This window comes from Streptomyces sp. NPDC005263 (assembly GCF_042872365.1).
GTDB lineage: Bacteria > Actinomycetota > Actinomycetes > Streptomycetales > Streptomycetaceae > Streptomyces.
The window spans coordinates 14,506-36,641 of sequence record NZ_JBIAKJ010000022.1 but is presented as its reverse complement, the minus strand read 5'-3'; the positions used below and the strand labels follow the sequence as shown (position 1 = coordinate 36,641).

Sequence of the window (22,136 nt, the reverse complement as noted above, 5' to 3'; positions counted from 1 at the left end):
GACCCCGCCCCCGGCACCGCCCGACGACCCGGAACCGGAAGCCGATCTACTGACCGCGTTTCCGGCCCTCGCGGGCGCCCAGCTCGCCCCGCCCCTGGCCCTCACGCTGCCCGCCCTCGCCCCCGACGACGACCAGGACGGCGACGACGACCAGGCGGTGACCGTCCACCAGGACGGCGGGATGACCGCCCGCGAGGCCGCGACGCTCGGGGTGATGGTGGCCTCCGCCATCACCGTGGCGTGCCTGCGCGGCACCGTGGCGTTCGCCTCCTGGTGCCGGGCCCGGGCGGAGCATCACCGCGCGGTGCGCGCGGAGGCCGCCAAGGCAGCCGCGAAGGCGGCCGGGACGGGTGGCGGCCGGGTGCCCTCCGGTCCCGAGTTCGGCCGCGCGACGCGTAGCGGAGGACGCGCCGGCACCGGCTCCGGTGGCGGCGGCCGGTCGGGCGGAGGAAGCGGCGGAGGCCGCGCCCCGGCGACGTTCCGCTCCGGGTCCGGCTCGCGCGGCGCGGGTGGCTCCACTCGCCCCGGCGGGGGCAACTCGAGGCCGCCCACCGCGAACCACAGCGGCCCGGGCGGCAGGCGCAGGAACGGGTCCGGCTCGCCGACGTCGCCCAGCTCGGGCAGCGGCTCCGGATCGAAGCCGCCCGCCCGTCGCAAGCGCAAGAACGGCGGCGACTCCGGAGGGTCCGGGGGCAGCAGCGACGGCGGCGGGACGAAGCTGCGCGGGCCCAAGGGGATCAAGCGCCGCAAGCCGAAGGGCAGCGGTTCCGGGACCGGCGGCGGATCGTCGTCCGGTGGCTCGGGGACGTCGACCAGCCCCAAGGGCAAGAGCAAGGGCCCGAAGGGACCCAAGAGCGGCAAGGGCAAGGGCACCGGCACCTCGCCCGCGTCGACCAGCCCGAAGGGCAAGGGCGGGAAAGGCAAGGGCGGCAAGGGGAAGGGCGGCGGCTCCAAGAGCCCGGCGACCAGGACCCGGGCCACCTCGCCGGCCACCCGGGGAGCCAGGGCCCGCGCCCTCGCCCGCCGGGCCACCGTCCGCGCCGCTCGCCGGGGTGGACGCCTGGTCCGCCGGGGCGGCCGCTACATCGCCCGGGTCACCCCTCCGGCCGCCCGCAGGACCGGCCGCTACCTGAACAGGAACGGCCGCCGGGTAGCCCGGCACACCCGGCGCTGGAGCCGCACCCAGTGGGATCGGATCGCAGCCCGGGCCGAAGTGCGCTGGCAGCGCCGCCAGGCGGCCGCAGCAGCAGCCGCCGCTGCGGCCGCCGGGACCACCAGCCCCGGTGCGGCCCCTACAGCGCCCGGCAGCGGCTCGCCGCCGCCCCCGCCGGGTCCACCGCCGACCGGCCCCGGGACTCCACCGCCGCCTGGCGGCCCCGGAGCCTCGCCGTGGGGTCCTGGCCCGGGCGGCGGCCCATGGGTCGGGTACGGCCCCCTCGCGCCGCCCCCGGCCGTCACCGACCCGTACGTCGTCGTCATGGAGCGCGAGGACGGCGACGAGGCCGCGACCGTCGAATTGCCCGAGCTGGTCGTCGCCGCGGGCGACACCCCGCCGCCGGACGCCCCGCCCGGACAGGCGTGGGAGCCGCTGCGCGGCGTGGACGGCGGATGGGTCCTGGTCGACGTCGCCGAGCTGGTCGACGCCGTCCCCCTCTCGATCCCGGCGGCCCGCACCGAGGCCGCCCCCGCCAGTGAGGAGACAACGCCTGTGAGTGAGCTGCCCGCCACGCCCTCCGCTATCGCCGATGGGGTCGCTGCAATGTCCGGCCCCCGCTACGACAGCGGCGCGAGTGAGCTGACGATCTACGACCTGCTCGACGCCGACCAGGACGCGGCGGAGGAGATCGTCGCCCGCGTCGACACCGCCCGCGAGGACGCCAAGGCGGCCCGCGCGCTGGTCGGCCACATGGAAGACCTCAAGGCGACCTGCATTCGCTACAAGATCCCGGGCGCCCTGTACCGGTACGCCTGCCGCCTCCAGGAGAAGGCCGCCGTTCTGGCGGCCGACGCCGACGCCCTCGCCAAGTCGCTCCCGGCCGCGTCCGAGGCGATCAGCGCGGCGGGCAAGAACGCGGCCGTCCGGCACAAGCCCCTCGCCGACACCGTCCGCGACCACGGGCACGCCGCCCCGGCCGAGACCGAGTACCACGGATAAGGAGCCCCCTGCCCATGTCGGACAACCTCCCCGCGCCCGCCCAGGGCGCCGCACCCGTCACCTCCAGCACCAACACCGGAGCCCTGAAGGACTCGGGCGGCGGCTTCGTCAGCGCGGTCGCCTACGGCGTCCAGTTCACGCTGATGGTCGCCCAGCTCGCGTCCGCCGGCCTCGCCCTCCGGGGCGTCGGCGCCCGGGTCCGGTCGACGTACCGGTACATCGGCGACTGCGCCAAGAGCGTCGACCACCTCGCCGACCTCGCCGCGAAACTCTCCGTCGACCCGGACACCATCGGCGAGCACCGCGACGCCGCCACGGTGATGCGCGCCTCCCTCGCCCGCGCCCAGCGCATGGCTAACACCGTGGACGAGATGAGCGTCATGTTCGACCAGGCCAAGGCCGCCCACCAGGGCGACTACGGCGCCGTCAACGACGTCGCGACGTCCATGCCGGTCGACATGGCGAACCGGAACTTCTACCGCAACCGCTGACCCAAGGAAGGAGGCACCACCGTGCCGCTGCCCCCGCTGGACCGAGTGCGCGCCGTCGTCGGTCACACCCGAGACGCCGCCGGGCGTGTGGGCACCGTGGGAGGGGCCGCCGTCCTGGCGGCCTCCCTCGTGGTCCCCGAAGCCGCTACCGTCGCCCTGCCCGCCGCCGGGATCGCAGCCGGGGGCGGCTACCTGATGTCCATGGCCCCGGCCGGGGAAGCGGCCCCCGGATGGCTGCGAGCGATGTACGCCGCCCCGGCCGTCACCTGCGTTGCCGAGGCCATCGCCTTCCAGTTCGCCCCGGGCGTCCACTGGTGGGAGGTCCTGGCGGCCGCCGGGTGGACCGCCCTCACCTGGTGGCTCCGCCCCTCCAAGCAGGCCCACGACTGGGCGACCGAGGCGGCCGGGAACGAGGCTGCCGCCGTCGTGTACGAGCAGCTCGGCAACGCCGTCGCCGTCCAGGGTCAGGTGCAGTTGACCGGCTCCCTGGAGGAGCGCCTGGCGTCCTGGTGGGCCGCGCACGCCGCCGTGGAGGGCGGCCCCGTCCCCGGGACCCACCTGGAACGGATCGCCGCCATCGGGCCCAAGGAGTTCGCCGCGTGGATCGTCGCCGACGTCCCCGGTCAGCCCGTCCCGACCGTGAGCGTCCCCCGGTTGTCCGCCCTCATGGACATCGAGGAGGAGTTGTTCGCCGTGGCACCGGTCAAGGGCCGGGGCGCCGGGTACCGCCGCCTGCGCGTCGGCGTCACCGCGGCCGGCGGCCCCGAGGACTTCGCGGAGCTGTGGGCGCAGAAGATCGCCCCGACCGCCATGCCCGGCACGACCGTCGTCGCCGTCCGGGCCGGACACATCGACAAGGAGGACCAGGACCAGTGATGCGTGCCCCTGACTTCGTGGAGATCGAGGTCGCCCGGCGGCCCGGCGAGCTGATCACGTACAACCACGCCGCCCTGGTCTCCGCGCTCGGGGGCAAGGACCCGGCGTGCGTGGCCGTGGAGACGGACGGCCTGTCCCGGGCCCTGATCACGGCGTACCGGGAGCCGCCGCTGGAGAACCTGCGCTACGCCCGACCCGAGGACCTGGTGATGGACTCCGAGGGGTTCATCACCGTGGGCCGCCACCACGACGGCATGGCGGCCCGGATGCGGCTGTACGAGCCCGGCTCGGGCGCGCAGCGCGGCGCGATGTTCGGCACCACGGGCGCGGGCAAGTCCCGCGCCCTACAGCTGGTCCTCGCCGCTGAGAAGCGCTCCCGGATCGTCTCCTGGCTCTCCGACCTCAAGGGCGGGCAGTCCGTCCCGGAGGCCCGGGGGCAAGTCGACTGGAGGGCGACCACCGAGCTTGAGGCGATGATGCAACTTCGCGCGGGGCTGTGCCTGGTCCAGCTCCGCACCGAGCGGTACGCCGCCCTGGGCCGGTCGTACTTCGTCATCGGCTCCCCGGACCCGCTGGTCAATATCCGGATCGACGAGGCGAACCGGCTCCTTCAGGAGGGCAGCCCGTGGCGTGACGAGGCCGCGTTCCTCATCAAGGAGATCGGCCGTCTCGGCAGGTCGGTCGGCGTCGGCATCAGCATCGCCGCGCAGGCCGGCCACATCGAGGAGCTGGGCGGCTCGGACACCCTGCGCGCCATGCTCAAGGAGGGCGACGTCGTCCTCCTGCGCTGGTCGTCCAACATGATGGCCGCGCTCGTCTCGGACGGCCTCCTGCCCCTGGGCGCGGACCTGGTCCCGATCCCGCGTCGCTCCGGTCCGCCCGTGCTGCGCTCGCGGTTCGAGCGCACCGGCAACGAGGTCCCCGGCATCTCCACGGCCGGGCAGGCGTACCTCCTGGGCTCGCACCGGCCGACCGCCCTCATGCGGTTCTTCCGGGTCGGCTCCCCGGTGCCCACCCTCGGCCTGGACCCGGCCATCGTGGACCTGTACGGCCCGGGCGAGCCCGCCCGGCTGGAGGCCGAATCCGTCCCGCACATGGGTGGCGTCTACGCGGCCCGGGGCGGCGGTCCGATCACCGTGCACGACGTGGCGGCCGCGCACGCCCTGGCGGAGGGCCTGGAGGCCGCCGGGGTCGACCCGGAGTCCACGGCCTACCTCGCCGGGCCCAACCTCGCCCCGCCCGCGCCGTCCCCGGCCGGGCCGACGATGGACCCCACCGCCCCGGGCGCCGGCCTCATGCCGCCGCCGTCCAAGGGCAAGAGCGCACCGTCCACCCGCAGCCGCATCCTCGACGCCCTCGCCGATGGCCCGCTGAACAAGCACGACCTCCAGGCCAAGGTGAACGCGGACGGCGGCCGCCAGGTGCGGAACGTCGCGCCGACCCTGTCCGAGATGAAGGCACACGGCGAGCTGGAGCAGCCCGAGCGCGGCATGTGGGCCCTGCCCGCCGCTCCCTCGGGCGACTGACCGCCCCGGCCGGGGACGTCCGGCAGATCCCTCCCGGACGTCCCCGGAGGCCGCCATGCTGACCGTCATGGACTTCGAATTCGACTGCTGGCGGTGCGGCACGACCTGTGTCGTCTGGGGGAAGCCCCGCGGTTTCTGGAGCACCACCCATTACGAGCTGCCGGGTGAGTTCGACTGCTGGAACTGCGGCGCGACCAACACCACCCCCGACGACGACTGACCGCCCGCCCTCGCGCGCCAGGCCCGGAGCACCTCGGCTCCGGGCCTTCCTGTTGCCCCACGCACGGCCCCCGGCACGCCCGCCGGGGGCCGTCCTCGTACCCGCCCAGGAGGACCCCATGGAACCGACCCGCCCCGAGCAGTCCCGGCCGCTCCCGCCCCACGTCCGCGCGCTCATCGCCGACGTAGAGAGCGCCTACCAGCCCGAGCAGCAGCCCGCCCTGGTGACGTCGTTCCGCGACGAGACGCCCGTGCCGAAGACCGGCGAGACCGACACCCCGCCCGTGTGGCAGGACGACAAGCGCATCGTGCCCTCCTGGGCGGCCGGCCTCGCGGTCGGCTCCCTCGGGGTCGGCGCCGGGGCGACCGGCCTCGGGTGCGCCGCCTGGCTCGTCTTCAAGGGCCTGTCCCTGGTGAGCCTGCCGAGCCTCCAGACGTTCGCGCTGATCGTCCTCGCCCCGTTCGTCGGCGCTGCGGTGCTCGCTACGGCGATCGGCGCGGCCATCGCCAAGGCGAAGAGGTCGCACACCACGAACGTCTTCAAGGGCTCCGTCCAGGTCACGAACAAGACCGAGGTCAGCAGCACCGCGCGCGGCATGTTCGCCCGCAACCGCAACGACGTCCGCAACTGACCGCCCGGTCGCCCTGCCCGGTCCTCAGCACGCCCGCACAGGGCGTCCCGAGGGCCCCGCAGGCCGACCGGCCGCCACCACCACGCACGAACGGAGAACCCGCCTCATGGCCCTACACCGCGCAGTCGGATGCGACACGTCCGCCTGCCTCGCCCTCTACCTCGCCGCTCCCCAGCTCGGGCCTGATGCCGCCCAGCACGCCGCCGCCCGGGTCGGCTGGAGCATCACCGCCGGGGGCCTGGTGAACCGCTGCCCGTCCTGCGCCCGGGGCGGCCTGCCCGTGCTGGAGCGCGGTGACTGCCCCGTGTGCACCGGCTCCACCTTCGACGGCCGGGACGGCGAGCAGTGCCACCACTGCGGGCACGTCACCCCGTACCCGGACGACCCGGACGACGACGAGGACCAGGAGCACGGCGAGCAGCTGCACGCGGCGGAGGCCGACCGGTGACCGGCGGCCCGCTCGACGGCCGCCCGGTCCGGCCCGAAGACCTCTCGCACTCCATGCTCGTCGCCGTGCTCATGGCGCACGGCGGCTCCCTGACCATCCCGGTCACCGCGTTCGAACCGGACTCCACCGGAGGCCCTGACGGCTCCTGGCACGCCGTGGCGCTGGAACCGCTGGAGGACGGCACGGTGCGCCTGTCCGTCCGCCCCCGGCCGCCCGACATCGACGGCCCCGGCGTCCGCTTCGAGTGACCCGCCCTCAGCCCGTCCACGTTCACCGGCCCGGCCCACGCAGCCAGCAGGTCACCGACACGAGACGAGGCAACACCGTGACACTCATCAGCCCGAACACCGTCCTCGCGAACGCCCTGACGAACGTGGAGGACGTCCTCGCGCCACGCATCCACGCCAACAAGCCGCAGCGGATCGCCCTGGTGGTGGGCACGCAGATCAACGGCGCCCCGCACGCCGGCACCTCTCTGGTGCAGTCGATGGCGTTCGCCACGGCCGCCCGGCTCCACGACCGCCACGGCCTGCCCGTGGAGGTCCGGTTCTCAGCACTGGACAACGCGCCGCACGAGATCGTCACCGACCCCGAATCAGGGAACCGCTACCAACGGGCCTACGCCCACGCCCTCGGTACGGACGGCATCACCGGCCTGGTCGGCGCCCTCTACCGGCCCTTGTTCGACGCCCTGTCGGAGCGGCTGGGCGTGCCGTACGGCGTGGAGACCTACTCGCAGCAGCAGGCGACCGGCCTGTTCCGGGAGACGTGGCTGCGGGTGCTGCCCCGTCTGGACGCCGCAAGCCTCTGGCTGGCTCCCTCCACGGGAGTGCCGCACCTGCGGGTGCCCTGCCCGCAGGCCTGCGGGTGGGCGGAGAAGTACGCGCAGCGCACCCGTGTGGAACTCGCCGGCCGCGGCTTCGCCCGCGTGTCGGCGGTCTGCCTGCACCACGGCCCCTACGTGGCCACCATCACGCCCACCAGCGGCGGCTACCTCGACCTCGCCACGCTCTACCGGAACATGGTCAAGGAACTCGCCGCGCTCGCGGAGGCCGACATCCTCCAGGTGATGGTCAAGGGCACCGACTGGATGCCCGGGAGCCTCCTGGTCGACGGCGCGCTCCAAGCCGTGGGCCTGACCCGGGGCCAACTGCCCGCGCGGCTGTTCTGCCCGATGATCGTCGCCGAGACGGGCGCCAAGCTCTCCAAGAGCCTCATCCGCTCCGGGGAGGCGGCGTTGCCCACAGGCGCCGAACCCTGGATGCTCGACACCCGGAAGTGGCCCGGCACCGTGGGGGAGTTCGCGGACCGCCTGCTGAACCTGGCGGGACTGCTGCTGTCCCACCCCCGGCACTTCTTCCGCTCGTACTCGGCTGCGGAACTGTCGCGGCTGATGTCCGTACCCACAGGGAGCCCGACTACATGAGTCGCACCACCTCAGCCCGCGTCATCGAGCTGAACCTGTACCCCCAGTACTTCGACCTCGTGGCCACCGGCCGCAAGACCCGGGAAGTGCGGGTGAAGTACCCGAAGTTCGACGGCCTGGCCGTCGGTGACCTGATCCGGTTCGCCGTGAAGAACACCGACCGGTCATGCATGACGCGGGTGACACGGGTCGCCGAGTACGCCTCGTTCGAGGAACTCCTGGACGCCGAAGGGCCCTCCCAGGTGAACCCCGACGCGACCCGTGAGGAGCAACTGGCCAACATCCGGCGCATCTACCCGCCGGACAAGGAAGCGCTGGGGTGCCTGGCCATCGGTATCGAGCTGGTCGACTGACCCCAGACAACGAGGCCCCCGGCCGCCCCTCCACGGAGGGCGCGGCCGGGGGCCTTTTTGCGTTCGCGCCCGTGAGGACGACCCGCCGGGCGGTCTACATCATCGGAAGGTCTGCGCCGCCGCACCAGTTATAGGGGCGCGATGCCGGCACCTGGAGGAGGTTGCCCGCAGCGGAGCCGGTCGAGTTCGCCGCCGTGCCGGTCGTGCGGCTGTCGTCGTGGTTGACGCACGTGTTGCCCTCGGACGGCCCGAGCCCGGCCCCGATACCGCCCGCCTGTGCGGACCCAACGGTCATCGCCAGTGCAGCGGTGGTGAGCGCTGTCGTGGCGAGCGCCGTTCGTGCGGTTCGGTACATCTGCATCTCCTGTCGGTCGGCTTTAGAACCTGTGTCTGAACCTCGAACCCGCAGGTCACAGCACGGACGGCTGACAGATTGCAGCAGCGGAGCCATTCGCTTGGGCTCATATCGCCAGTCTTCACTTACCGTGACGGGCGGCGATTGACGTTCACCGTGGCGGTGCCCAAGCTGGTAGCAGGGGCCGGTGAAGGGATCGTGACGTGAGTGGTGGGCGGAGTGAGCTTCCCCGGCTGCTGACGGCAGCGGAGCAGGCGGCGCCGGTGGAGGCCGTCGATATTGTCGCGGAGGACCTGCGGCGGCGTTTCAGGGCCCGAAAGGTCTCTTTCCTCATCGTGGACCTGACAGGGAAAGCGGTGGCACGGCTGTCCACCGTCGGTGCCGCGGAAGGGGGGCGAGAAGCGGAGCGGATCCCGCTCTCCGGCAGCGTCTACGAAAAGGTGATCCGAACCCAGCGGCTGTACCAGGAGGCCGCCGACCAGGGACAGCGGGTGATCGTGCCGGTCACCAATCGGGGGGATGCGATCGGGCTCCTGGAACTCCTCCTGTCGGCTGCCCCCGGCGAAGACGTCCTTGATGAGATCGGGGGAGCCGCCCACGTCCTGGCCTACATCGTGATCGCCAACGGGCGCTTCACCGACCTCTACACCTGGGGCAAACGGTCCAGGCCCCCCACCCTGGCAGCCGAGATCCAGTACCAGCTGCTGCCCTCGTCACTGACGTGCGAGGCCGCACAGTTCACACTGTGCGGGAGCCTGGAGCCCTCCGAAGACCTCAGCGGCGACACCTTCGACTACACCCTGGACCGCGACGCCCTTCACCTGTCGGTAACCGATCCCATGGGCCACGACATCGACGCCGCCCTGGCCGCCACGGTCTTGGTGAGCGCTCTGCGCGGCGCCCGCCGGGCAGGAGCCGGCCTGGCCGAACAGGCCCACCTGGCCGACCAAGCTCTGGCCGACCACGGCCACGGCCACGCCACCGGACAGCTGATGCGCATCAACCTCCACACCGGGCGAGCCCAGCTCGTCAATGCCGGCCACCCCTGGCCACTGCGTATGCGCGACGGGACCGCGGAGACGATCACCTGCGAGGTAGACCATCCCTTCGGGCTGTCCGTGCGCGTGCCCCACCCCTACCGCGTTCAGGACATCGATCTGCGCCCCCATGACCGTCTGCTCATGCTGACCGACGGCATGCTCGAACACCATGGAGAGAAGATCGACGTGCCCGCCCTGCTGGAGCGCACCCGGGACCTGCACCCTCGGGAGGCCGCGCTGACACTGACGTCCGCCATCCTGGACGCTGCCGGAGGCCAGCTCGACGACGATGCCACCGTGATGTGCCTGGACTGGCACGGCCCCCAGGAGACCCAGCGGCACTTCAGCTCCGGCGCGGACACCCGGCAAGCCTCAGCCACCCGTACGAAGTAGGGACATGACCAACCTTCCTCGCCCGACGGGCCTTCGGCATCTGGTCACCGGAGTGGCTCACCAGCGTTGAGCAAGACGGCTCGGACGTTCCCCAAGACCGTGTCCGCGGTGCTGCCCTCTTCTCGTTAGAAGGCCTGCTCAGGCAGAACGTCGGCGGTGAACTTGGGCTTCTTCGACCAGGTGGTGGGGCCTTTGCGGGCCAGTCGTTTGGTCATCAGCGTGATCGCGGCCCAGGTGATCAATGTTTCGGAGTGCTGGACGAGCCGTTCGTAGTCCCGGGCATGCCGACGTGCGTGCATCATCCAGGCCAGTGACCTCTCGACCACCCAGCGGCGGGGCAGCACGATGAAGCCGGACGCGTCCTTGGGACGGCTCACCGTTTTGAGCGTGAGGTTGAGGTGCTTCTTTGCCCAGTCCACGAGCTTTCCGGCATAAGCGGAGTCGGCCCAGACGATGGTGATCTCGGGGTGCATCAGACGCAGGCGGAAGAGGACCTCTCTGGCCGCGTCGCGGTCGGTGAGCGAGGCCGGGGTGACCATGACGAGCAGGGGCAGGCCGCGGGTGTCGACGACCATATGACGCTTGCGGCCATTGATTTTCTTGCCCGCGTCGTAACCGCGGGAGTCCTTGCCGACGGTCTCCGCGGCCTTGACGCTCTGGGAGTCGATCACGGTCGCGACTGCCCTTGGGCCTTTGCCCATCTCGCGGCGGATCCGCCCGGCCAGGTCGTCACGGATCTGCCCGATGATCCCGGCGGCGGCCCAGCGGGCCATGAACCCCCAAACGGTCCGCCAGGGCGGGTAATCCGCAGGCAGGGCCCGCCATTTGCAGCCCGTGTCGACGACGTAGCGGATCGCGTCGACGATCTCGCGGCGGGGATGTTTCTCCGGCCGGCCCCCGGCTGTGGTGTCGCAGGCTGGGGTCGGCAACAACGGTTCGATCAGCGCCCATTCGGCGTTCGTGGTGTCGGAGGGGTAGCGGCGCTGGCGCATACGGTTTCGCCTTCCTCCAGGTCAGTGGTGGGGTGACGGGGGCCGCCCGGCCGGGCGGCCCCCGTCAGGGGTGGTCAAGCGGAGACGACCAGGTCGAGAGTGGATTCGATGGAGTTGAGCTGGGCGATGATGTGCTTGACCCACTTGTCGTTGGGGTGGGCGGCGGCGTGCGGGGCGACCGTACCGGTGAGGAACCGGCGGAACTCAGTGAGTTTCTCCGTGAGCACGGCCCGTTCGTATGCCTGCAGGGCGGCCGGTTCGGCGCCGAGCTGGTAGCCGTCGGCTCTGGTCCAGATCAGCGGCGGCCAGCCGTTCTCCGCGATGATGTCGCGCAGGCAGGCAAGCCCTGCCCGCACCTGGCTCGGTGTCAGTCCGCTGGCCCGGGTGAGCTGGGGGAACAGCAGCCCGGCGGGCCTGGCCTCGAACAACACGAACCGCAGGGTGTCGGCATGCCGCTGAGCGGCCTCGCCCCGGCGCCGTGAGGCGCGGGGCATGTCTACTCGCCTTTCAGCAGGCGGGCCAGCTCGCCGTCCACGTCGACCTTGCCCGTGTCGACCGCGGTCTCGATCCAGTCCAGCGTGGCCCGCACCTTCGCGATGTTCTCGTGCACGATCGTGCGTTCGTCCTCGCCGAGCGTGCGGTCACGCAGGCCCGGGACGGCCCGGCCGGCCGCGGCCACGAACGAGTGGCAGGCGGTGACCAGGTCCAAAAACTCCACGGTCCGGTCGATGTTGCGGACCGCCGGGGCGACCGGGCTGGTGTCCTCGAAGTGTTCGCGGGCCTGCCGACCCCGCTCGACCTGGGCGTGATTGACCTGGTGGCGGGCGGTGTCGTCGCTCATCGCCTTGAAGGCGACATCGGGGCGGCGCAGCAGACCGGTGACCGCGGTGGCGGCCACGGTTTCGTCCCGGGTGAACTCCTCCACCGCCCGAACCTTGTCCTGATCAGGCACTTTGGCCGCCACCTGCGGGCGTTTGAGGAAGTCGGTGGTCACCGCCGCGGCGACGTCCTCGTCCCGGGCCAGGGAGTGGATCGCGGTAATCTTCTCCTGCGGCGACGTGGGACGCTCAACTTGGCGGCCCACCCTGCGGTTGGCTTCGTCCACCGTCCACCGCGTCTTGCCCGCGGGAGGTTTGGCGATGGTCGCGTACCGTTCGGCCTCGTTCTCAATCTGCCCCAGGGTCCGGTGGACCCGGAACGACACCCCTTTCTGCCGCTTGTCGGCGGGCCAGCGCGAGGCCGTCCACCTGGCGCTTTCCACCGTCGTGTAGGACAGGCCGATGTCCTCAGCGAGACGGAACAGCGTCTCGCGGACCGTGAACAACTCCTGCCCCGGCGCGGCGTGCTGGCCGCCCCGCTCACGCATCGGCTCGATCTCCAGAGCACGGTCCCCGATCGTGAACGAGCCCCTCGTCTGCTGTTCGACCACGTCCCGCAGCTCGGCCACGATCTGCTCGTAACGGGACTGACTGACGCTTCCGACCTTTTCGATCTCCTCCGCCATGGGGTTTCACCACCCATGCGGGCCGCAGCACGGAGCTGACGTCCGTGACGTGGACACGGCCCGCTCATCACCGAGCGTCAGACCGTAAATCCTGTGATCACAACGAATGACCGCAACTGACTGGGTTCTGACCGGAGTCGGAATCAGGATGCGTTCGCGATGCGGTCACTGTGCCCGTTCGCCGAACGTTTCCTTCCGGCGCCGCCAGGCCCTCACCACACACCGCCGCGAGCAGTAGACGGCGTTCGAGCGCCGGTCGACGCCGGCCACCCAGCGGGCCCCGCACTCCGGGCACTCCACCTCATCCGCACCGCTCTGGACAGCCGCCAGGCGCTTGCGCAACTGGCGTTGCGTCCGCCACTGCCTGGCACGACATGCCGCGGAACAGAACATGGCATCAGGCCGGACTCCCGGCCACAGCCGTTCGCCACACGCCCGACAGATCCTCTCCCTGGCCCGCCCGGTGCCCTTGGACACCACGCCAGCGTAGGACCAAAATCTACTCAGAACCGGGGATCAGAAACAGCTTCTTAGGCCGTCCAACGACACCTGTGCGCGGCGGTCACACTGTGCGGTTTTCGGGTTGACGCATGAGCCGCCAGGCTGGAGGCGACCACCGCGCACAGGCCCCCGGCCGCCCCCTCCGACGAGGGGCGCGGTCGGGGGCCTTTTTCGTGCGTGATTCACATCGCCGGGTTGTGGCACACTGCCCCGCTGCTCCGGTCCGTTGCGATCCGTGATGGCCCGTTGCGATCCGTTGCCATCGACCGAAGGAGGCCGCCATGGGCGAGCCCGACGAGGGCCCCGAGTGGCTGACCCGGGCGCAGTTCGCCGCCGCCGTCCAGGTTCACGTGGGCACCGTGTCCCGCTGGATCCGAGACGACCCGGAGATGCGCGTGAAGCGGCTTGGCCCCCAGGGGCACCGCGTCCGTATCCACCGCTCCGAGCTGGAGCGCCGACGCTCCGGCATGTCCCCAATTGGGGACACCACGGCGACGGCCTGACCGTCTCCGTACGCGCCTGCGTGGTTATGGGCCCGGGCGCGCTGCACCACCCGGAGGACGGCCGTCGCGTCGCCTCCTGACGCCGATGGTTTTGGGCCTGGCGACACCCACGAGCACGGAGGCGCCCATGCCTGCCGTCGACCTCATCAGCCGACCGTCCGCCGGACCCGTCCCGCCCGCCTACCTCGGGCAGCTCGCCCGCGAGTGGGAGGCCACGATGCCGGCCGTCCTGCTGCGCTCCCGGTTCCTCGGGCTGCTGTACGTCCTCCACGACCGCGCCGACGAGGTCGGACACGTCCGCCCGCGCCACGGCGGCGACGTCGTCCAGGACCTCGCCCGCGGTGCCTGCCTGCGCACCGAGGACACCATGCGGTACCTCGCCGCCGCCGTCGCGGCCGGGGTCATCGTCCGCCGGTCTCCCGACGTCCTCACCCTCACGCCCTCCGCCGTCCCCGACTGGACGGCCGCCGTCGACCACCTCACCGCCCCACCGACCCGAGAGGATCACCCATGAAGGCCAGTAGGCCCACCGCCGCCGACAGCATCACCGGCACCCGCCGCCCCGAGGACAACCGGTGCTGGCTGTGCGCCGCCCCCGGCATCCCGGAACGCACGCTGCGCGCCGACGTCCACGTGTCCGGGCACCTCTGCCTGCGCTGCTGGGACCTCCAGCCGCGCGGCCGCAACTCGTGGGCCCGGGCCGCCTCCGCCCTGTACGTCGCCCTCACCCTGCCCCGGGCCTGGCATAACACCGGTTACCGCGCCGGGTGGCTGGAGAGCACCGCGAAGCGCTACGGCATCACCGCCTGGTACGACGTCCCCCGGGCCACGGAGCCCCCGGCCGAGCCGTTCGGCTGGATCGCCCCGGACGTCCTGGAAGCCGCGGCCGCCGACCTCGCCCGCCAGGAGGAGGAGTTCGAGCAGTCCCGCATCCCTCCGTCCGCCCGCGCCACGGGAAAGGCCGGCCACCGGTGACCCCACCCCGCCCGGGGCCCGGCGAGGGGCTACAGAACGTTGCCGAAAGGCTGACGTTTGTTGCCCCTCGGGCCGCCCTGGCGTCCGTACCGCTACACATCGGCGCAGGTCACGACCGGTGCGCCTGTATACGCCCCTGACACCGACTGCCAGCCCCTACCGGAGGCCCGCGCCATGGCGTCCAAGCCGCTGACCACCCGCGTCTCCCCGGCCGTCCACGAGGCCCTGACCGCGCTCGCCGCCCGCCGCCGCACGTCCCTCGCCGCGACGGCCTCCGACCTACTGAGCGCCGCCGTCGCCGACGAGGACGGCACACCACGCCCACCGGACGGCGAACTGACCGCCTCCGTGCTGCGCGCCCTGGAGGAGGTCACCGCACCCGCCGCCGTGATGCACCGGGAGGTCGCCCTCCAGATGGCCCGGATCATCGAGCGCGACGGACGCGGGGCCACGAGCGCAGCACGACGGCTCATGGAAGCCGCCGACAAGGCCCTGACCCTCCAGGAGCGCGCGAACCGGCCCGTCGACCCCGCCATGGGCGCTCTCCTGGGTCAGCTCTTCCCAGGCCTGTAGAGACGGCCGGGAGGCCCTTCCCGGGCACTCCCGGCCCCTCTACGCCCCCGAATCCGCCCCGTTCCGCCCCGTTCCGCCCACTCCCACCACTCCATGACCAGGCCCTTTCGCACGCTGAGCGTTCGCTCACTGGGTGACAAGGGATGCGAACTAGGACAACAACCACCAGGAGGAGCGCATGGCGTCCGCTGCTCAGCTCGCCGCCCGTCCCGTCGTCCCCCGCCTGCCTGACGGCACGTACGCCGTCCGCGACCCCCACGACCCGGACGTGACCACCCTGTGGCGCGTCAACGCGGGCAAGCTGCACCCGTGGCCGCTCCGTCAGCGCTGGGCACCCCGACCCCCGAAGTCGGACATGAGCCTGCCGCCCGAGGAGCGCCGGGCCCGCCGAGAGCGCTGGTACGCAGAGATCTACTGGCCGTGGAAGGTCGCCGTCGCCAAGGAGATCCGCCGCGCGCCCCTCGCAGCGGCCGAACTCTTCGACCGGCTCGTGCCCGAGCATGAGCGGCCCCCGTTCGTGTTCGGCGTCCTCACGGCGGGCCACCGCACCCGCGAGGAGCTGGACGAGGCGGAGCGCCAGGAGGAGGAGGCCGACCGGGACCGCCTACGCACGGTCGCCGTTCTGGCGGCCGCCGGCCTCCCGTACCGGCACATCGCCCGGGCCTACCGGGTGTCCCCGTCGACCGCATGGCACTGGGCACAGGGCGGCACGGAGCTATGGCACCAGGCGAGCAGCCCCGAGGCCCTGGCGGCCGCTCTCGCCGCCCTGCCACCCCTGGACGACCTCAAGGCCCGGACTGCACGCCCGGCGGCCCACACGGACCCTCCGGAGATGCCCGAGGAGCCGCAGGACTGGCCGCAGCCCGAGGACCCCGACGAGGCGTTCGCCGCGTGGGCACAAGCCCGCTTCGGCATCGACCCGGCGGAGCTGACGGAGCTGCTGGACGTCACGGCCGCCGACGACTGGACCGAGACGGAAGACATGGCCCTCCTCGACGTCGACCAGCTCGCCGCACTCCTGGACGACCTCCCCGACGAGGAACCCGCCACCTGACCCGCCTCGCCACAAGACGCGCCGCGACGGCCGGGGACACGTGCACTATGCAACCGGTCCCCATAAGGAACGTGTCCCCGGCGGGGTCACGTCGACGGGCGAACGTGGCCCCATAAGGCACTGCACTCCTACCGCAGACACCACCCGCAAGGTACGCAGGCGAGAGCAAATACAGGTGAAGCCGATGCCAGCGACGAAGACGCGGGCGATCGGCTTCACGTGGGCGAGTGCGCCAACACACGCCTGATTCCCCTCTGCGTGCCGGTTCGAGCCAGTAGCAATCAGGGCCGGAGACGACCCACCTGGGTGGTTCGCGCTCCGTGGTTACGAGGATGACCTAGGCCATTTAAAATCGCTCAGCTCCAAGCGGCACGATATTGAATCAACCCAGGTCAGAGCTGTCCCGCTGCGCGGGTCCCTGAACGGCAAGATGCACCCCATTCAATGCGTCGTCTTCCTGGGCGTGCGGGGATGCAGTGCAGCAGGGTTCGGCACTGTGACCTGCTGTTTCTTCCCGTCCAGCGTCGTCTCCCTGAGTCAAAAAAGCGCTGGGGCCAGTGTCAACCTTTCATGCTAGGGCCCCACGCAGGGCTCTGACCTGGGATGCCGTCCGAGAGAGTCATGCCGTGCGACCCCCTCGAACGAGTTCATGGTGGTCTTTCACTACGCAGAGGATCGGTTGGAGCGTTGGTGAGCCAACGTTTTGCCGGACTGTCTTTTGTGTCTTACCGGCTGAGACCCTTCGTGGCAGCAGGTCCTTTTGCGGGCTGGGAGCGCCAACTCCCGTCAAGCACGCGGAGGACGAAGGTTCGAGCCGAGCAGTACCGTCCGGCGATCTTCTGGTCGCCGGACGGTCATAGGAGATTCCCCATGGGCAGCAAGCCCTCGACCGCGGCGAGCACTGCGGTCACCATCCCGACGACCTCCGGTGTCGACGTCATCTCCCTGAACGCGACGGCGACCGAGTCGCTGTCCGTACGCGAGACCACCTCCACGAACAGCCAGTTCGGCGTACCACACGCGCTCGTGATCATTGCGTGCATCGCCACTGCGGCGATCCTCGCCCCGTCCGGCATGAGCATCCGCGACGTCCTGAGCCTCCTCGCGGGCGCCGGCGGCATCGGCGCCGCGGTCGTCGTGACGGTGATGACCGGCGGCCGCGGCGCTGGGGGCCGGATCGGCCGTTTCATGAGGGCCTACTTCACCTCGAAGGACTGAGGTGGCTGCCATGGGACGCCCTGAAAAGCCGGTAGACCGTACCGTTCCAGCGCGAGGGAAACTCGCAGACTTCCTGCGCGCCCGTAAGACCGCGGCCGGAGTGACCTACCAACAGATGTCCGATCACACGAACTGGGCGCCGTCGAAGGCCACCTTCGAGCGGGCCGCTTCCGGCGCTTTCGTCCCCTCCTGGGACACCGTCGAGACCTTCGTCTTGGTGACCATCACGAACGAGGAGCTACACGTCGGCAGCAGCGGCGGCGCCATGGTCCGCGCCCAGGAGCTGTGGATCCGGGCACGCCGGGCCACCCGGGCGCCGTACTACGTCCACAAGGCTCCTGACCCGTCCCTCATCTCCTCCGAGGCGGACCTCAGCCGGGCCCTGCGCCACCAGCATGTGTGGGCGGGCTACCCCACGCCCGGAGAGATGGAACGGATGTCCGGGCCTGGGGAGCTACCCAGCAGCACCACCCGCCGCATCATCGAGGGCAACACCCTGCCCGTCGACCCCACGCAGACTGTGGCCTTCCTGAATGCCTGCTACGTGCTGGCGCCCGCCGACCTCGAAGCGTGGCTCGCCGCGACGGTTCGAGTCTTCGGGAAGAGCACGACAAGGTCCCCGGGCAAGTGGACCAGCGCTCATTCGAAACTCCTCAAGGAGATCCAAGCAGCCGCCGACGAACAGGACTCCCCGCCCCTACTTCGAGCCGCTTAGTTCCAATGCCGACTCTCCGGCCGCCCCTACGCCAACGCAGCATCATCAGTCCGCCCTCGGCCGTACCTTGCGGCAGGTATCCAAGGTAGGAGTGCGGGGCCGTGATGTTGCGGTCCGCTTCGGTCTGTTGCCGTGTGTTTTGATCCATTGCGGTTCTGGCTCTTGATAATGTTCCTTCTCTAGAGCCAGAACTGAGGGAGGACCACATGGGCGGAACGGCCCGGCAGTTGGCCGTCATCACCGCGGCCGCCGACGTCGTGGAGGCGGAGCTGGTGGACGACGAGACGGCCGGCGCCTCCGTCGCCGTCCACACCGAACGGGACCGGCACCTCTCCCCCGAGACCGTCGCCGCCATCGAGGCGAGCGTCGCCGACTCCACCCGCCGCGCGTACGGCGCGGACCGCGACGCGTTCACCGCCTGGTGCGCGACGGAGGACCGGACGACCGTGCCCGCGTCGGCGGAGACGATGGCGGAGTGGGTCCGGCACCTGACCGTCACCCCCCGCCCGCGCACGGGCCGACCGGCCGGGCCGTCGACCATCGAGCGCGCCATGTCCGCCGTGACGTCCTGGCACGAGGAGCAGGGGCGGCCCAAGCCGAACATGCGCGGCGCCCGGGCCGTCCTCAACGCCTACAAGGACCGGCTCGCCCAGGACAAGGCGGAGGCCGCTCAGTCCCGCCAGGCGACCGCTGCTCTCCCTCCGCAGATCCGCGCCATGCTCGCCGACGTCGACCGGTCCACCCTCGCCGGGAAGCGGAACGCCGCCCTGGTGCTGCTCGGCTTCGCCACGGCGGCCCGCGTCTCCGAGCTGGTCGCCCTGGACGTCGCCACGGTGAAGGAGGCGGAGCACGGCTACGACGTGACGCTGTACCGCAAGAAGGTCCGCAAGCACACCCCGAACCCGATCCTGTACGGCAGCGACGCGGCCACCTGCCCCGTGCGGGCCCTGCGCGCCTACCTCGCCGCCCTCGCGGCCGCCGGGCGCACGGACGGCCCGCTGTTCGTCCGCGTCGACCGGTGGGACCGCATCGCCCCGCCGATGACCCGGCGCGGCCGCACCATCGGGGACCCGGCCGGGCGGATGACGGCGGAGGCCGCCGCCGAGGTGATCGAGCGCCTGGCCGTCGCCGCCGGCCTTTCCGGCGACTGGTCCGGGCACTCCCTGCGCCGTGGCTTCGCCACCGCCGCGCGGGCCGCCGGACATGACCCGCTGGAGATCGCCCGCGCGGGCGGATGGGTCGACGGCTCCCGCGTCCTGGCCCGGTACATGGACGACGTCGACCGCGTGAAGAACTCCCCGCTGGTCGGCATTGGCCTGTGAGTTGGATAACACCCACGTCCAGGAATGGGGGTCCTCGCTTGCGCCCGGATTGGCGGGGTGACAGCGTTTTTCCATCGCCCCGCGAGATGGGCCCTGCTCTTTCAGGAGAGTTGGGCCCTTAGTGCTGTCTAGGGGGCCCACTCCTGCTGAAGGGCAAAGGGCCTCCGTATCCGCGGCAGGCCCGCTCCACCCAGGGCCCGCCCGCAGGATGTCCAGTCACGACGGGCGGGCCCGTGACCCGCAAAGGGCCCAGTAATGACCGTACCCATTGACGTCCCGGCCGCGTTGATCTTCGTGGCCTCGTGCGTCGTCGGATACGCCGTGTACCGGCACACCCGCACCACCTCCACCGCCATTCCGCAGGTCGGTGACCCGGGCGTCGCCTTCGCTGCGGGCCTGGTCGCCCTGACCGCGCTCAGCTTCCTGTTCGGTGTCACCCCGGAACGGCACGAGACGCCCCCCGACCGAAATCCCGCCGTGGTCGAGAACAGCACCCCGCCCGACGCGCCGTCGCACCCGGGGCCGGAAGTCCACCCGGCGCCTCCTGCACGCTCCACCAGCTGAGTCCTGAGCACGCCGAAGGGGCCCGCGGCTTCGGCAGCGGGCCCCCAGGTGAGTGACGAGGAGACCGACCTGAGCAAGGGCCCCGGACGTCTGGACGTCAAAGGGGCAAGCTCGATCAGTCAGCGGCTCTTACCGCGGCGGCTTTCTCAGTAACGTCCCGCACGAAATCCTCAGCGACTTCGCGAAGCTCTTCGGCGGAGGCCCCAGGACGCGCAGCGGCGAACATGGCACGCGTCTCGGCATCGCTGAGCAGCCCCTCGACCTTGTTCTTCTCCTCAGGCGTAAGGGGCTCGCGGGCTCTGGACTTCGGCTTCAACTGCGGCACACCTCCACGGTACTGCTCAGCTACAGAACGGGCACGCTCCGCGCGAGGAGCCGAAGATTACCTTGTCGATGAAACTGAGAACCTCGCGCCTGCACTCGGCGTCGCGGTCGGCAGCGTCGTAGACGGTCTTCACCTGCCAGTGCAGCTTGAAAAAGATCTTCAGGAAGTGGTCCTGCGTGCGGTCGCCATCCCATGCGTGAATCTCGTAGAAGAGCTGGATGATCAGAAGTTCGTCCGGCCACCCCCGCAGGCTGAAAGCGTCACTAGCCTCACTCACTGGGGCGGGCCTCCTGAGATTCCGCCGGACGAGGCTGGTTGAAATAGCGCCTCATCAGTTCCGCGGACACGAGACCGGCTGTTGCGCCCACTGTCGCAGGGACCAGAAGCCAACCAACGACACGGAGTGCGATGACCAGTGCTTGCTGGCAAGGGCTGAGCGGCAGCGGCGGATTGAACGGATTCTGGTATCCGATCATGAACTGGGCTGCGCAATCCAACGAGTCAAGGGACCAGGCCGTCAGCAGGTACAGAACCGCGCTGAACAGGAAGGCCCAGAAGGTACTCCTCATAAACCAGAAGAAGAGAGGGCGGTACCACCACTTGTACAGGAATTTCTTGATCTTGTAGCGCCGCCGACCAGACCCCGGCTGCGGCAATGGCGGCGGCTCCCTTTCCATGACCAAAAACTAGGGGAGGAAACGACGAGACGCCCGACAGGAGATCGTTTCGGGTGAATTCGACGAGCGTGGTCAGTCCGTGCGTTGCCGTCGTTTGCGGCTGGCGACACGGTTCTTACCGGCACCCCGACGGGCGGGAGGCCGCGTCGGGCCTGACCCGACGCACGCTCGACGGGGGGCACACGGCTTCGGCTGCGGGCCTCTACTGCGACCGGAGCGCGTCGGTACAGTCGCGGCACTCCCATTCCTGCATGTTGGGTGGCAGCCACGGCGCGCCCGGTCCTGCGGGCTGGTAGTTCACCCGCTCCATGTCCAGGGTCGGCTTCCCGCAGAACGTCCGGTCGTCGGCGTCTCCTGAGACGTCCGGGTCGGCCGGCGCCGCGTGTACCGCCTCGATGAACGAGAGCGGATCGCCCGGGCCGAAGTCCTTCGACAGTTCCTTGCGCAGCTCGCGCAGCACGACGATCGCCATGTGACCACCTTCGGCGCTGATCCCGGCGGCTGCATCCCGGCCGGAACGTCAGCCGCGGTCCTCGTACCACTTGACGAGCCGCTCGTAATCTCCCCGCAGGGCCGGGTGAATCTTGTTGGACGGCGGCGGGTAGTAGCAGGCATCGCAGCAGGTCTTGACCCAGGGCATACCGCCCCATTCCTCGCCGACCCAGACCACGCGCTTGCGTCCCGGGGACGGGCAGGTCTGGCATGTGGTGGACGCCGCCCTGATGGCCCGGTGGACGACTGCTTGGACCTCGGGGCCCTGCTGCCAGGGGCCGACCTTCCAGCACAGGTCGCCGTACTTCTCCTCCCACAGCGGAACGGTGTGGTCGGGCCAGACCTCGCGGAGCTCGCGCTCTGCCCGCCGGATGATGGGCGCCCAACCCTCGCCGTCCGCGCTGAACATGGAGTGGACGCCGGGGGGCCGGCCTCCGGGGGGAGGGGTTTCGGCCCGGAGAGCGGCGGTGTAGTTCTCGCCGGTGGCGGCCTGTCGCTGACGGGCCCTCTGCGCGGCGGTCGACTGCTTCCTCGGCATCGGATGCTCGCTCCTGGCGGTCTCCCACGCTCCCGCCGGACGAGGTGCTTCCGATGGGGAGCGGGCCCCGGAGGACCTTGGCCGGTCGATCACCAGCGGCGTGGGCGCGGGTGTCGGCGGGAGGCGTACGCATCTTGCCGGGCGAGAGCGTACCGTGCTCCGGAGTCTCCGGGATGTTTCTGCCGGGTAGCTTCCCCGAACCCGCTGCACACCGGAGGGGCCCGTCGGCATCGTCACGGCGGGCCCCTCCAGCATTCGGCTCTAGCCTT

At 71.1% G+C, this 22,136-nt stretch carries 28 protein-coding genes and 1 pseudogene; 20 read left to right on the top strand and 9 right to left on the bottom strand.

What is annotated here, in order from left to right:
- The 10 genes and pseudogenes from ACFYRY_RS42240 to ACFYRY_RS42195 form a co-directional block, all read left to right on the top strand.
- Positions 1–2,155 (top strand): annotated as a pseudogene (locus tag ACFYRY_RS42240) (hypothetical protein); the annotation flags it as partial.
- 14 nt (positions 2,156–2,169) lie between these two features.
- Positions 2,170–2,646, top strand: a complete 477-nt coding sequence (locus ACFYRY_RS42235) for a hypothetical protein (RefSeq protein ID WP_389158641.1) — start codon at positions 2,170–2,172, stop codon at positions 2,644–2,646.
- Between the two features lie 21 nt (positions 2,647–2,667).
- Positions 2,668–3,522 carry a hypothetical protein gene (locus ACFYRY_RS42230; RefSeq protein WP_389158639.1) on the top strand — a complete coding sequence of 285 codons (855 nt, stop codon included), beginning with the start codon at positions 2,668–2,670 and terminating at the stop codon, positions 3,520–3,522.
- Positions 3,522–5,048 (top strand): transfer protein, encoded by a 1,527-nt coding sequence (locus ACFYRY_RS42225; RefSeq protein ID WP_389158636.1) that lies wholly within the window; start codon positions 3,522–3,524, stop codon positions 5,046–5,048. Before ACFYRY_RS42230 ends, ACFYRY_RS42225 begins: the two co-directional genes overlap by 1 nt.
- Before the next feature lie 67 nt (positions 5,049–5,115).
- Positions 5,116–5,268, top strand: coding sequence for a hypothetical protein (locus ACFYRY_RS42220; RefSeq protein WP_389158633.1), 153 nt, complete (start codon positions 5,116–5,118; stop codon positions 5,266–5,268).
- Positions 5,269–5,386: 118 nt separating this feature from the next.
- On the top strand, positions 5,387–5,899 hold the full coding sequence (locus tag ACFYRY_RS42215; protein ID WP_389158630.1) for a hypothetical protein: 513 nt from the start codon (positions 5,387–5,389) through the stop codon (positions 5,897–5,899).
- 106 nt (positions 5,900–6,005) lie between these two features.
- The gene (locus ACFYRY_RS42210) at positions 6,006–6,347 is read left to right on the top strand and encodes a hypothetical protein (protein ID WP_389158627.1); all 342 of its coding nucleotides are present in this window, start codon (positions 6,006–6,008) and stop codon (positions 6,345–6,347) included.
- On the top strand, positions 6,344–6,595 hold the full coding sequence (locus tag ACFYRY_RS42205; RefSeq protein ID WP_389158625.1) for a pRL2-19: 252 nt from the start codon (positions 6,344–6,346) through the stop codon (positions 6,593–6,595). Before ACFYRY_RS42210 ends, ACFYRY_RS42205 begins: the two co-directional genes overlap by 4 nt.
- A 77-nt stretch (positions 6,596–6,672) precedes the next feature.
- Positions 6,673–7,773 carry a hypothetical protein gene (locus ACFYRY_RS42200; RefSeq protein ID WP_389158622.1) on the top strand — a complete coding sequence of 367 codons (1,101 nt, stop codon included), beginning with the start codon at positions 6,673–6,675 and terminating at the stop codon, positions 7,771–7,773.
- Entirely contained in the window at positions 7,770–8,126 is a 357-nt protein-coding gene (locus ACFYRY_RS42195) for an ASCH domain-containing protein (protein ID WP_389158621.1), read from the top strand. The genes ACFYRY_RS42200 and ACFYRY_RS42195 overlap by 4 nt, the downstream gene beginning before the upstream one ends.
- 94 nt (positions 8,127–8,220) lie before the next feature.
- Here the strand turns inward: ACFYRY_RS42195 and ACFYRY_RS42190 are convergent, their stop codons facing one another.
- Positions 8,221–8,481, bottom strand: coding sequence for a chaplin family protein (locus ACFYRY_RS42190; protein ID WP_389158619.1), 261 nt, complete (start codon positions 8,479–8,481; stop codon positions 8,221–8,223).
- Positions 8,482–8,684: 203 nt separating this feature from the next.
- On the opposite strand from ACFYRY_RS42190, the gene ACFYRY_RS42185 reads away from it, so the two are divergent.
- Positions 8,685–9,914 carry a PP2C family protein-serine/threonine phosphatase gene (locus ACFYRY_RS42185; RefSeq protein WP_389158616.1) on the top strand — a complete coding sequence of 410 codons (1,230 nt, stop codon included), beginning with the start codon at positions 8,685–8,687 and terminating at the stop codon, positions 9,912–9,914.
- Positions 9,915–10,039: 125 nt separating this feature from the next.
- On the opposite strand, the gene ACFYRY_RS42180 is transcribed toward ACFYRY_RS42185, so the two are convergent.
- The 3 genes from ACFYRY_RS42180 to ACFYRY_RS42170 form a co-directional block, all read right to left on the bottom strand.
- A complete protein-coding gene (locus ACFYRY_RS42180; RefSeq protein ID WP_389158613.1) occupies positions 10,040–10,906 on the bottom strand; it encodes an IS5 family transposase in 867 nt (288 codons plus the stop codon).
- 74 nt (positions 10,907–10,980) lie between these two features.
- Positions 10,981–11,400: a RacP protein gene (locus ACFYRY_RS42175; protein WP_389158611.1), complete on the bottom strand. Its 420-nt coding sequence runs from the start codon at positions 11,398–11,400 to the stop codon at positions 10,981–10,983.
- 2 nt (positions 11,401–11,402) lie between these two features.
- Positions 11,403–12,410 carry a DUF6192 family protein gene (locus ACFYRY_RS42170; protein ID WP_389158609.1) on the bottom strand — a complete coding sequence of 336 codons (1,008 nt, stop codon included), beginning with the start codon at positions 12,408–12,410 and terminating at the stop codon, positions 11,403–11,405.
- 782 nt (positions 12,411–13,192) lie between these two features.
- Between ACFYRY_RS42170 and ACFYRY_RS42165 the strand changes: the two genes are divergently transcribed.
- From ACFYRY_RS42165 to ACFYRY_RS42125, 9 genes are all read left to right on the top strand, one after another.
- On the top strand, positions 13,193–13,414 hold the full coding sequence (locus ACFYRY_RS42165; protein WP_389158608.1) for a DNA-binding protein: 222 nt from the start codon (positions 13,193–13,195) through the stop codon (positions 13,412–13,414).
- A 127-nt stretch (positions 13,415–13,541) separates the two neighbouring features.
- Positions 13,542–13,928 carry a hypothetical protein gene (locus ACFYRY_RS42160; RefSeq protein WP_389158605.1) on the top strand — a complete coding sequence of 129 codons (387 nt, stop codon included), beginning with the start codon at positions 13,542–13,544 and terminating at the stop codon, positions 13,926–13,928.
- On the top strand, positions 13,925–14,389 hold the full coding sequence (locus tag ACFYRY_RS42155) for a hypothetical protein (protein ID WP_389158603.1): 465 nt from the start codon (positions 13,925–13,927) through the stop codon (positions 14,387–14,389). Before ACFYRY_RS42160 ends, ACFYRY_RS42155 begins: the two co-directional genes overlap by 4 nt.
- Before the next feature lie 174 nt (positions 14,390–14,563).
- Positions 14,564–14,962: a hypothetical protein gene (locus tag ACFYRY_RS42150; protein WP_389158600.1), complete on the top strand. Its 399-nt coding sequence runs from the start codon at positions 14,564–14,566 to the stop codon at positions 14,960–14,962.
- A 178-nt stretch (positions 14,963–15,140) separates the two neighbouring features.
- Positions 15,141–16,016, top strand: a complete 876-nt coding sequence (locus tag ACFYRY_RS42145; protein WP_389158597.1) for a helix-turn-helix domain-containing protein — start codon at positions 15,141–15,143, stop codon at positions 16,014–16,016.
- 870 nt (positions 16,017–16,886) lie between these two features.
- Positions 16,887–17,234, top strand: coding sequence for a hypothetical protein (locus tag ACFYRY_RS42140; RefSeq protein WP_389158594.1), 348 nt, complete (start codon positions 16,887–16,889; stop codon positions 17,232–17,234).
- A gap of 115 nt (positions 17,235–17,349) precedes the next feature.
- Positions 17,350–17,949, top strand: a complete 600-nt coding sequence (locus ACFYRY_RS42135) for a hypothetical protein (protein ID WP_389158591.1) — start codon at positions 17,350–17,352, stop codon at positions 17,947–17,949.
- Between the two features lie 206 nt (positions 17,950–18,155).
- The gene (locus ACFYRY_RS42130; RefSeq protein ID WP_389158588.1) at positions 18,156–19,271 is read left to right on the top strand and encodes a site-specific integrase; all 1,116 of its coding nucleotides are present in this window, start codon (positions 18,156–18,158) and stop codon (positions 19,269–19,271) included.
- 255 nt (positions 19,272–19,526) lie between these two features.
- Entirely contained in the window at positions 19,527–19,835 is a 309-nt protein-coding gene (locus ACFYRY_RS42125) for a hypothetical protein (protein WP_389158585.1), read from the top strand.
- Positions 19,836–19,950: 115 nt separating this feature from the next.
- On the opposite strand, the gene ACFYRY_RS42120 is transcribed toward ACFYRY_RS42125, so the two are convergent.
- The 5 genes from ACFYRY_RS42120 to ACFYRY_RS42100 all read right to left on the bottom strand — a co-directional run bounded on the left by ACFYRY_RS42120 (position 19,951) and on the right by ACFYRY_RS42100 (position 21,867).
- Positions 19,951–20,160, bottom strand: a complete 210-nt coding sequence (locus ACFYRY_RS42120) for a hypothetical protein (protein ID WP_389158582.1) — start codon at positions 20,158–20,160, stop codon at positions 19,951–19,953.
- Positions 20,161–20,176: 16 nt separating this feature from the next.
- Positions 20,177–20,437, bottom strand: coding sequence for a hypothetical protein (locus ACFYRY_RS42115; protein ID WP_389158579.1), 261 nt, complete (start codon positions 20,435–20,437; stop codon positions 20,177–20,179).
- Positions 20,430–20,837 carry a hypothetical protein gene (locus tag ACFYRY_RS42110; protein WP_389158576.1) on the bottom strand — a complete coding sequence of 136 codons (408 nt, stop codon included), beginning with the start codon at positions 20,835–20,837 and terminating at the stop codon, positions 20,430–20,432. The genes ACFYRY_RS42115 and ACFYRY_RS42110 overlap by 8 nt, the downstream gene beginning before the upstream one ends.
- A 202-nt stretch (positions 20,838–21,039) precedes the next feature.
- On the bottom strand, positions 21,040–21,309 hold the full coding sequence (locus tag ACFYRY_RS42105; RefSeq protein ID WP_389158574.1) for a hypothetical protein: 270 nt from the start codon (positions 21,307–21,309) through the stop codon (positions 21,040–21,042).
- A gap of 48 nt (positions 21,310–21,357) precedes the next feature.
- Positions 21,358–21,867 (bottom strand): hypothetical protein, encoded by a 510-nt coding sequence (locus tag ACFYRY_RS42100; RefSeq protein WP_389158572.1) that lies wholly within the window; start codon positions 21,865–21,867, stop codon positions 21,358–21,360.
- Positions 21,868–22,136 lie beyond the last annotated feature (269 nt).

What these genes read in the sequence shown, in the direction of transcription:
- ACFYRY_RS42135 (WP_389158591.1), top strand. Translation starts at nt 17,350, where the DNA reads ATGTCCGATCACACGAACTGGGCGCCGTCGAAGGCCACCTTCGAGCGG.
- ACFYRY_RS42225 (WP_389158636.1), top strand. Translation starts at nt 3,522, where the DNA reads ATGCGTGCCCCTGACTTCGTGGAGATCGAGGTCGCCCGGCGGCCCGGC.
- ACFYRY_RS42150 (WP_389158600.1), top strand. Translation starts at nt 14,564, where the DNA reads ATGGCGTCCAAGCCGCTGACCACCCGCGTCTCCCCGGCCGTCCACGAG.
- ACFYRY_RS42220 (WP_389158633.1), top strand. Translation starts at nt 5,116, where the DNA reads ATGGACTTCGAATTCGACTGCTGGCGGTGCGGCACGACCTGTGTCGTC.
- ACFYRY_RS42210 (WP_389158627.1), top strand. Translation starts at nt 6,006, where the DNA reads ATGGCCCTACACCGCGCAGTCGGATGCGACACGTCCGCCTGCCTCGCC.
- ACFYRY_RS42130 (WP_389158588.1), top strand. Translation starts at nt 18,156, where the DNA reads ATGGGCGGAACGGCCCGGCAGTTGGCCGTCATCACCGCGGCCGCCGAC.
- ACFYRY_RS42125 (WP_389158585.1), top strand. Translation starts at nt 19,527, where the DNA reads ATGACCGTACCCATTGACGTCCCGGCCGCGTTGATCTTCGTGGCCTCG.
- ACFYRY_RS42105 (WP_389158574.1), bottom strand. Translation starts at nt 21,309, where the DNA reads ATGGCGATCGTCGTGCTGCGCGAGCTGCGCAAGGAACTGTCGAAGGAC.
- ACFYRY_RS42145 (WP_389158597.1), top strand. Translation starts at nt 15,141, where the DNA reads ATGGCGTCCGCTGCTCAGCTCGCCGCCCGTCCCGTCGTCCCCCGCCTG.
- ACFYRY_RS42190 (WP_389158619.1), bottom strand. Translation starts at nt 8,481, where the DNA reads ATGTACCGAACCGCACGAACGGCGCTCGCCACGACAGCGCTCACCACC.
- ACFYRY_RS42170 (WP_389158609.1), bottom strand. Translation starts at nt 12,410, where the DNA reads ATGGCGGAGGAGATCGAAAAGGTCGGAAGCGTCAGTCAGTCCCGTTAC.
- ACFYRY_RS42100 (WP_389158572.1), bottom strand. Translation starts at nt 21,867, where the DNA reads ATGCCGAGGAAGCAGTCGACCGCCGCGCAGAGGGCCCGTCAGCGACAG.
- ACFYRY_RS42110 (WP_389158576.1), bottom strand. Translation starts at nt 20,837, where the DNA reads ATGGAAAGGGAGCCGCCGCCATTGCCGCAGCCGGGGTCTGGTCGGCGG.
- ACFYRY_RS42160 (WP_389158605.1), top strand. Translation starts at nt 13,542, where the DNA reads ATGCCTGCCGTCGACCTCATCAGCCGACCGTCCGCCGGACCCGTCCCG.
- ACFYRY_RS42195 (WP_389158621.1), top strand. Translation starts at nt 7,770, where the DNA reads ATGAGTCGCACCACCTCAGCCCGCGTCATCGAGCTGAACCTGTACCCC.
- ACFYRY_RS42215 (WP_389158630.1), top strand. Translation starts at nt 5,387, where the DNA reads ATGGAACCGACCCGCCCCGAGCAGTCCCGGCCGCTCCCGCCCCACGTC.
- ACFYRY_RS42165 (WP_389158608.1), top strand. Translation starts at nt 13,193, where the DNA reads ATGGGCGAGCCCGACGAGGGCCCCGAGTGGCTGACCCGGGCGCAGTTC.
- ACFYRY_RS42180 (WP_389158613.1), bottom strand. Translation starts at nt 10,906, where the DNA reads ATGCGCCAGCGCCGCTACCCCTCCGACACCACGAACGCCGAATGGGCG.
- ACFYRY_RS42155 (WP_389158603.1), top strand. Translation starts at nt 13,925, where the DNA reads ATGAAGGCCAGTAGGCCCACCGCCGCCGACAGCATCACCGGCACCCGC.
- ACFYRY_RS42175 (WP_389158611.1), bottom strand. Translation starts at nt 11,400, where the DNA reads ATGCCCCGCGCCTCACGGCGCCGGGGCGAGGCCGCTCAGCGGCATGCC.
- ACFYRY_RS42140 (WP_389158594.1), top strand. Translation starts at nt 16,887, where the DNA reads ATGGGCAGCAAGCCCTCGACCGCGGCGAGCACTGCGGTCACCATCCCG.
- ACFYRY_RS42235 (WP_389158641.1), top strand. Translation starts at nt 2,170, where the DNA reads ATGTCGGACAACCTCCCCGCGCCCGCCCAGGGCGCCGCACCCGTCACC.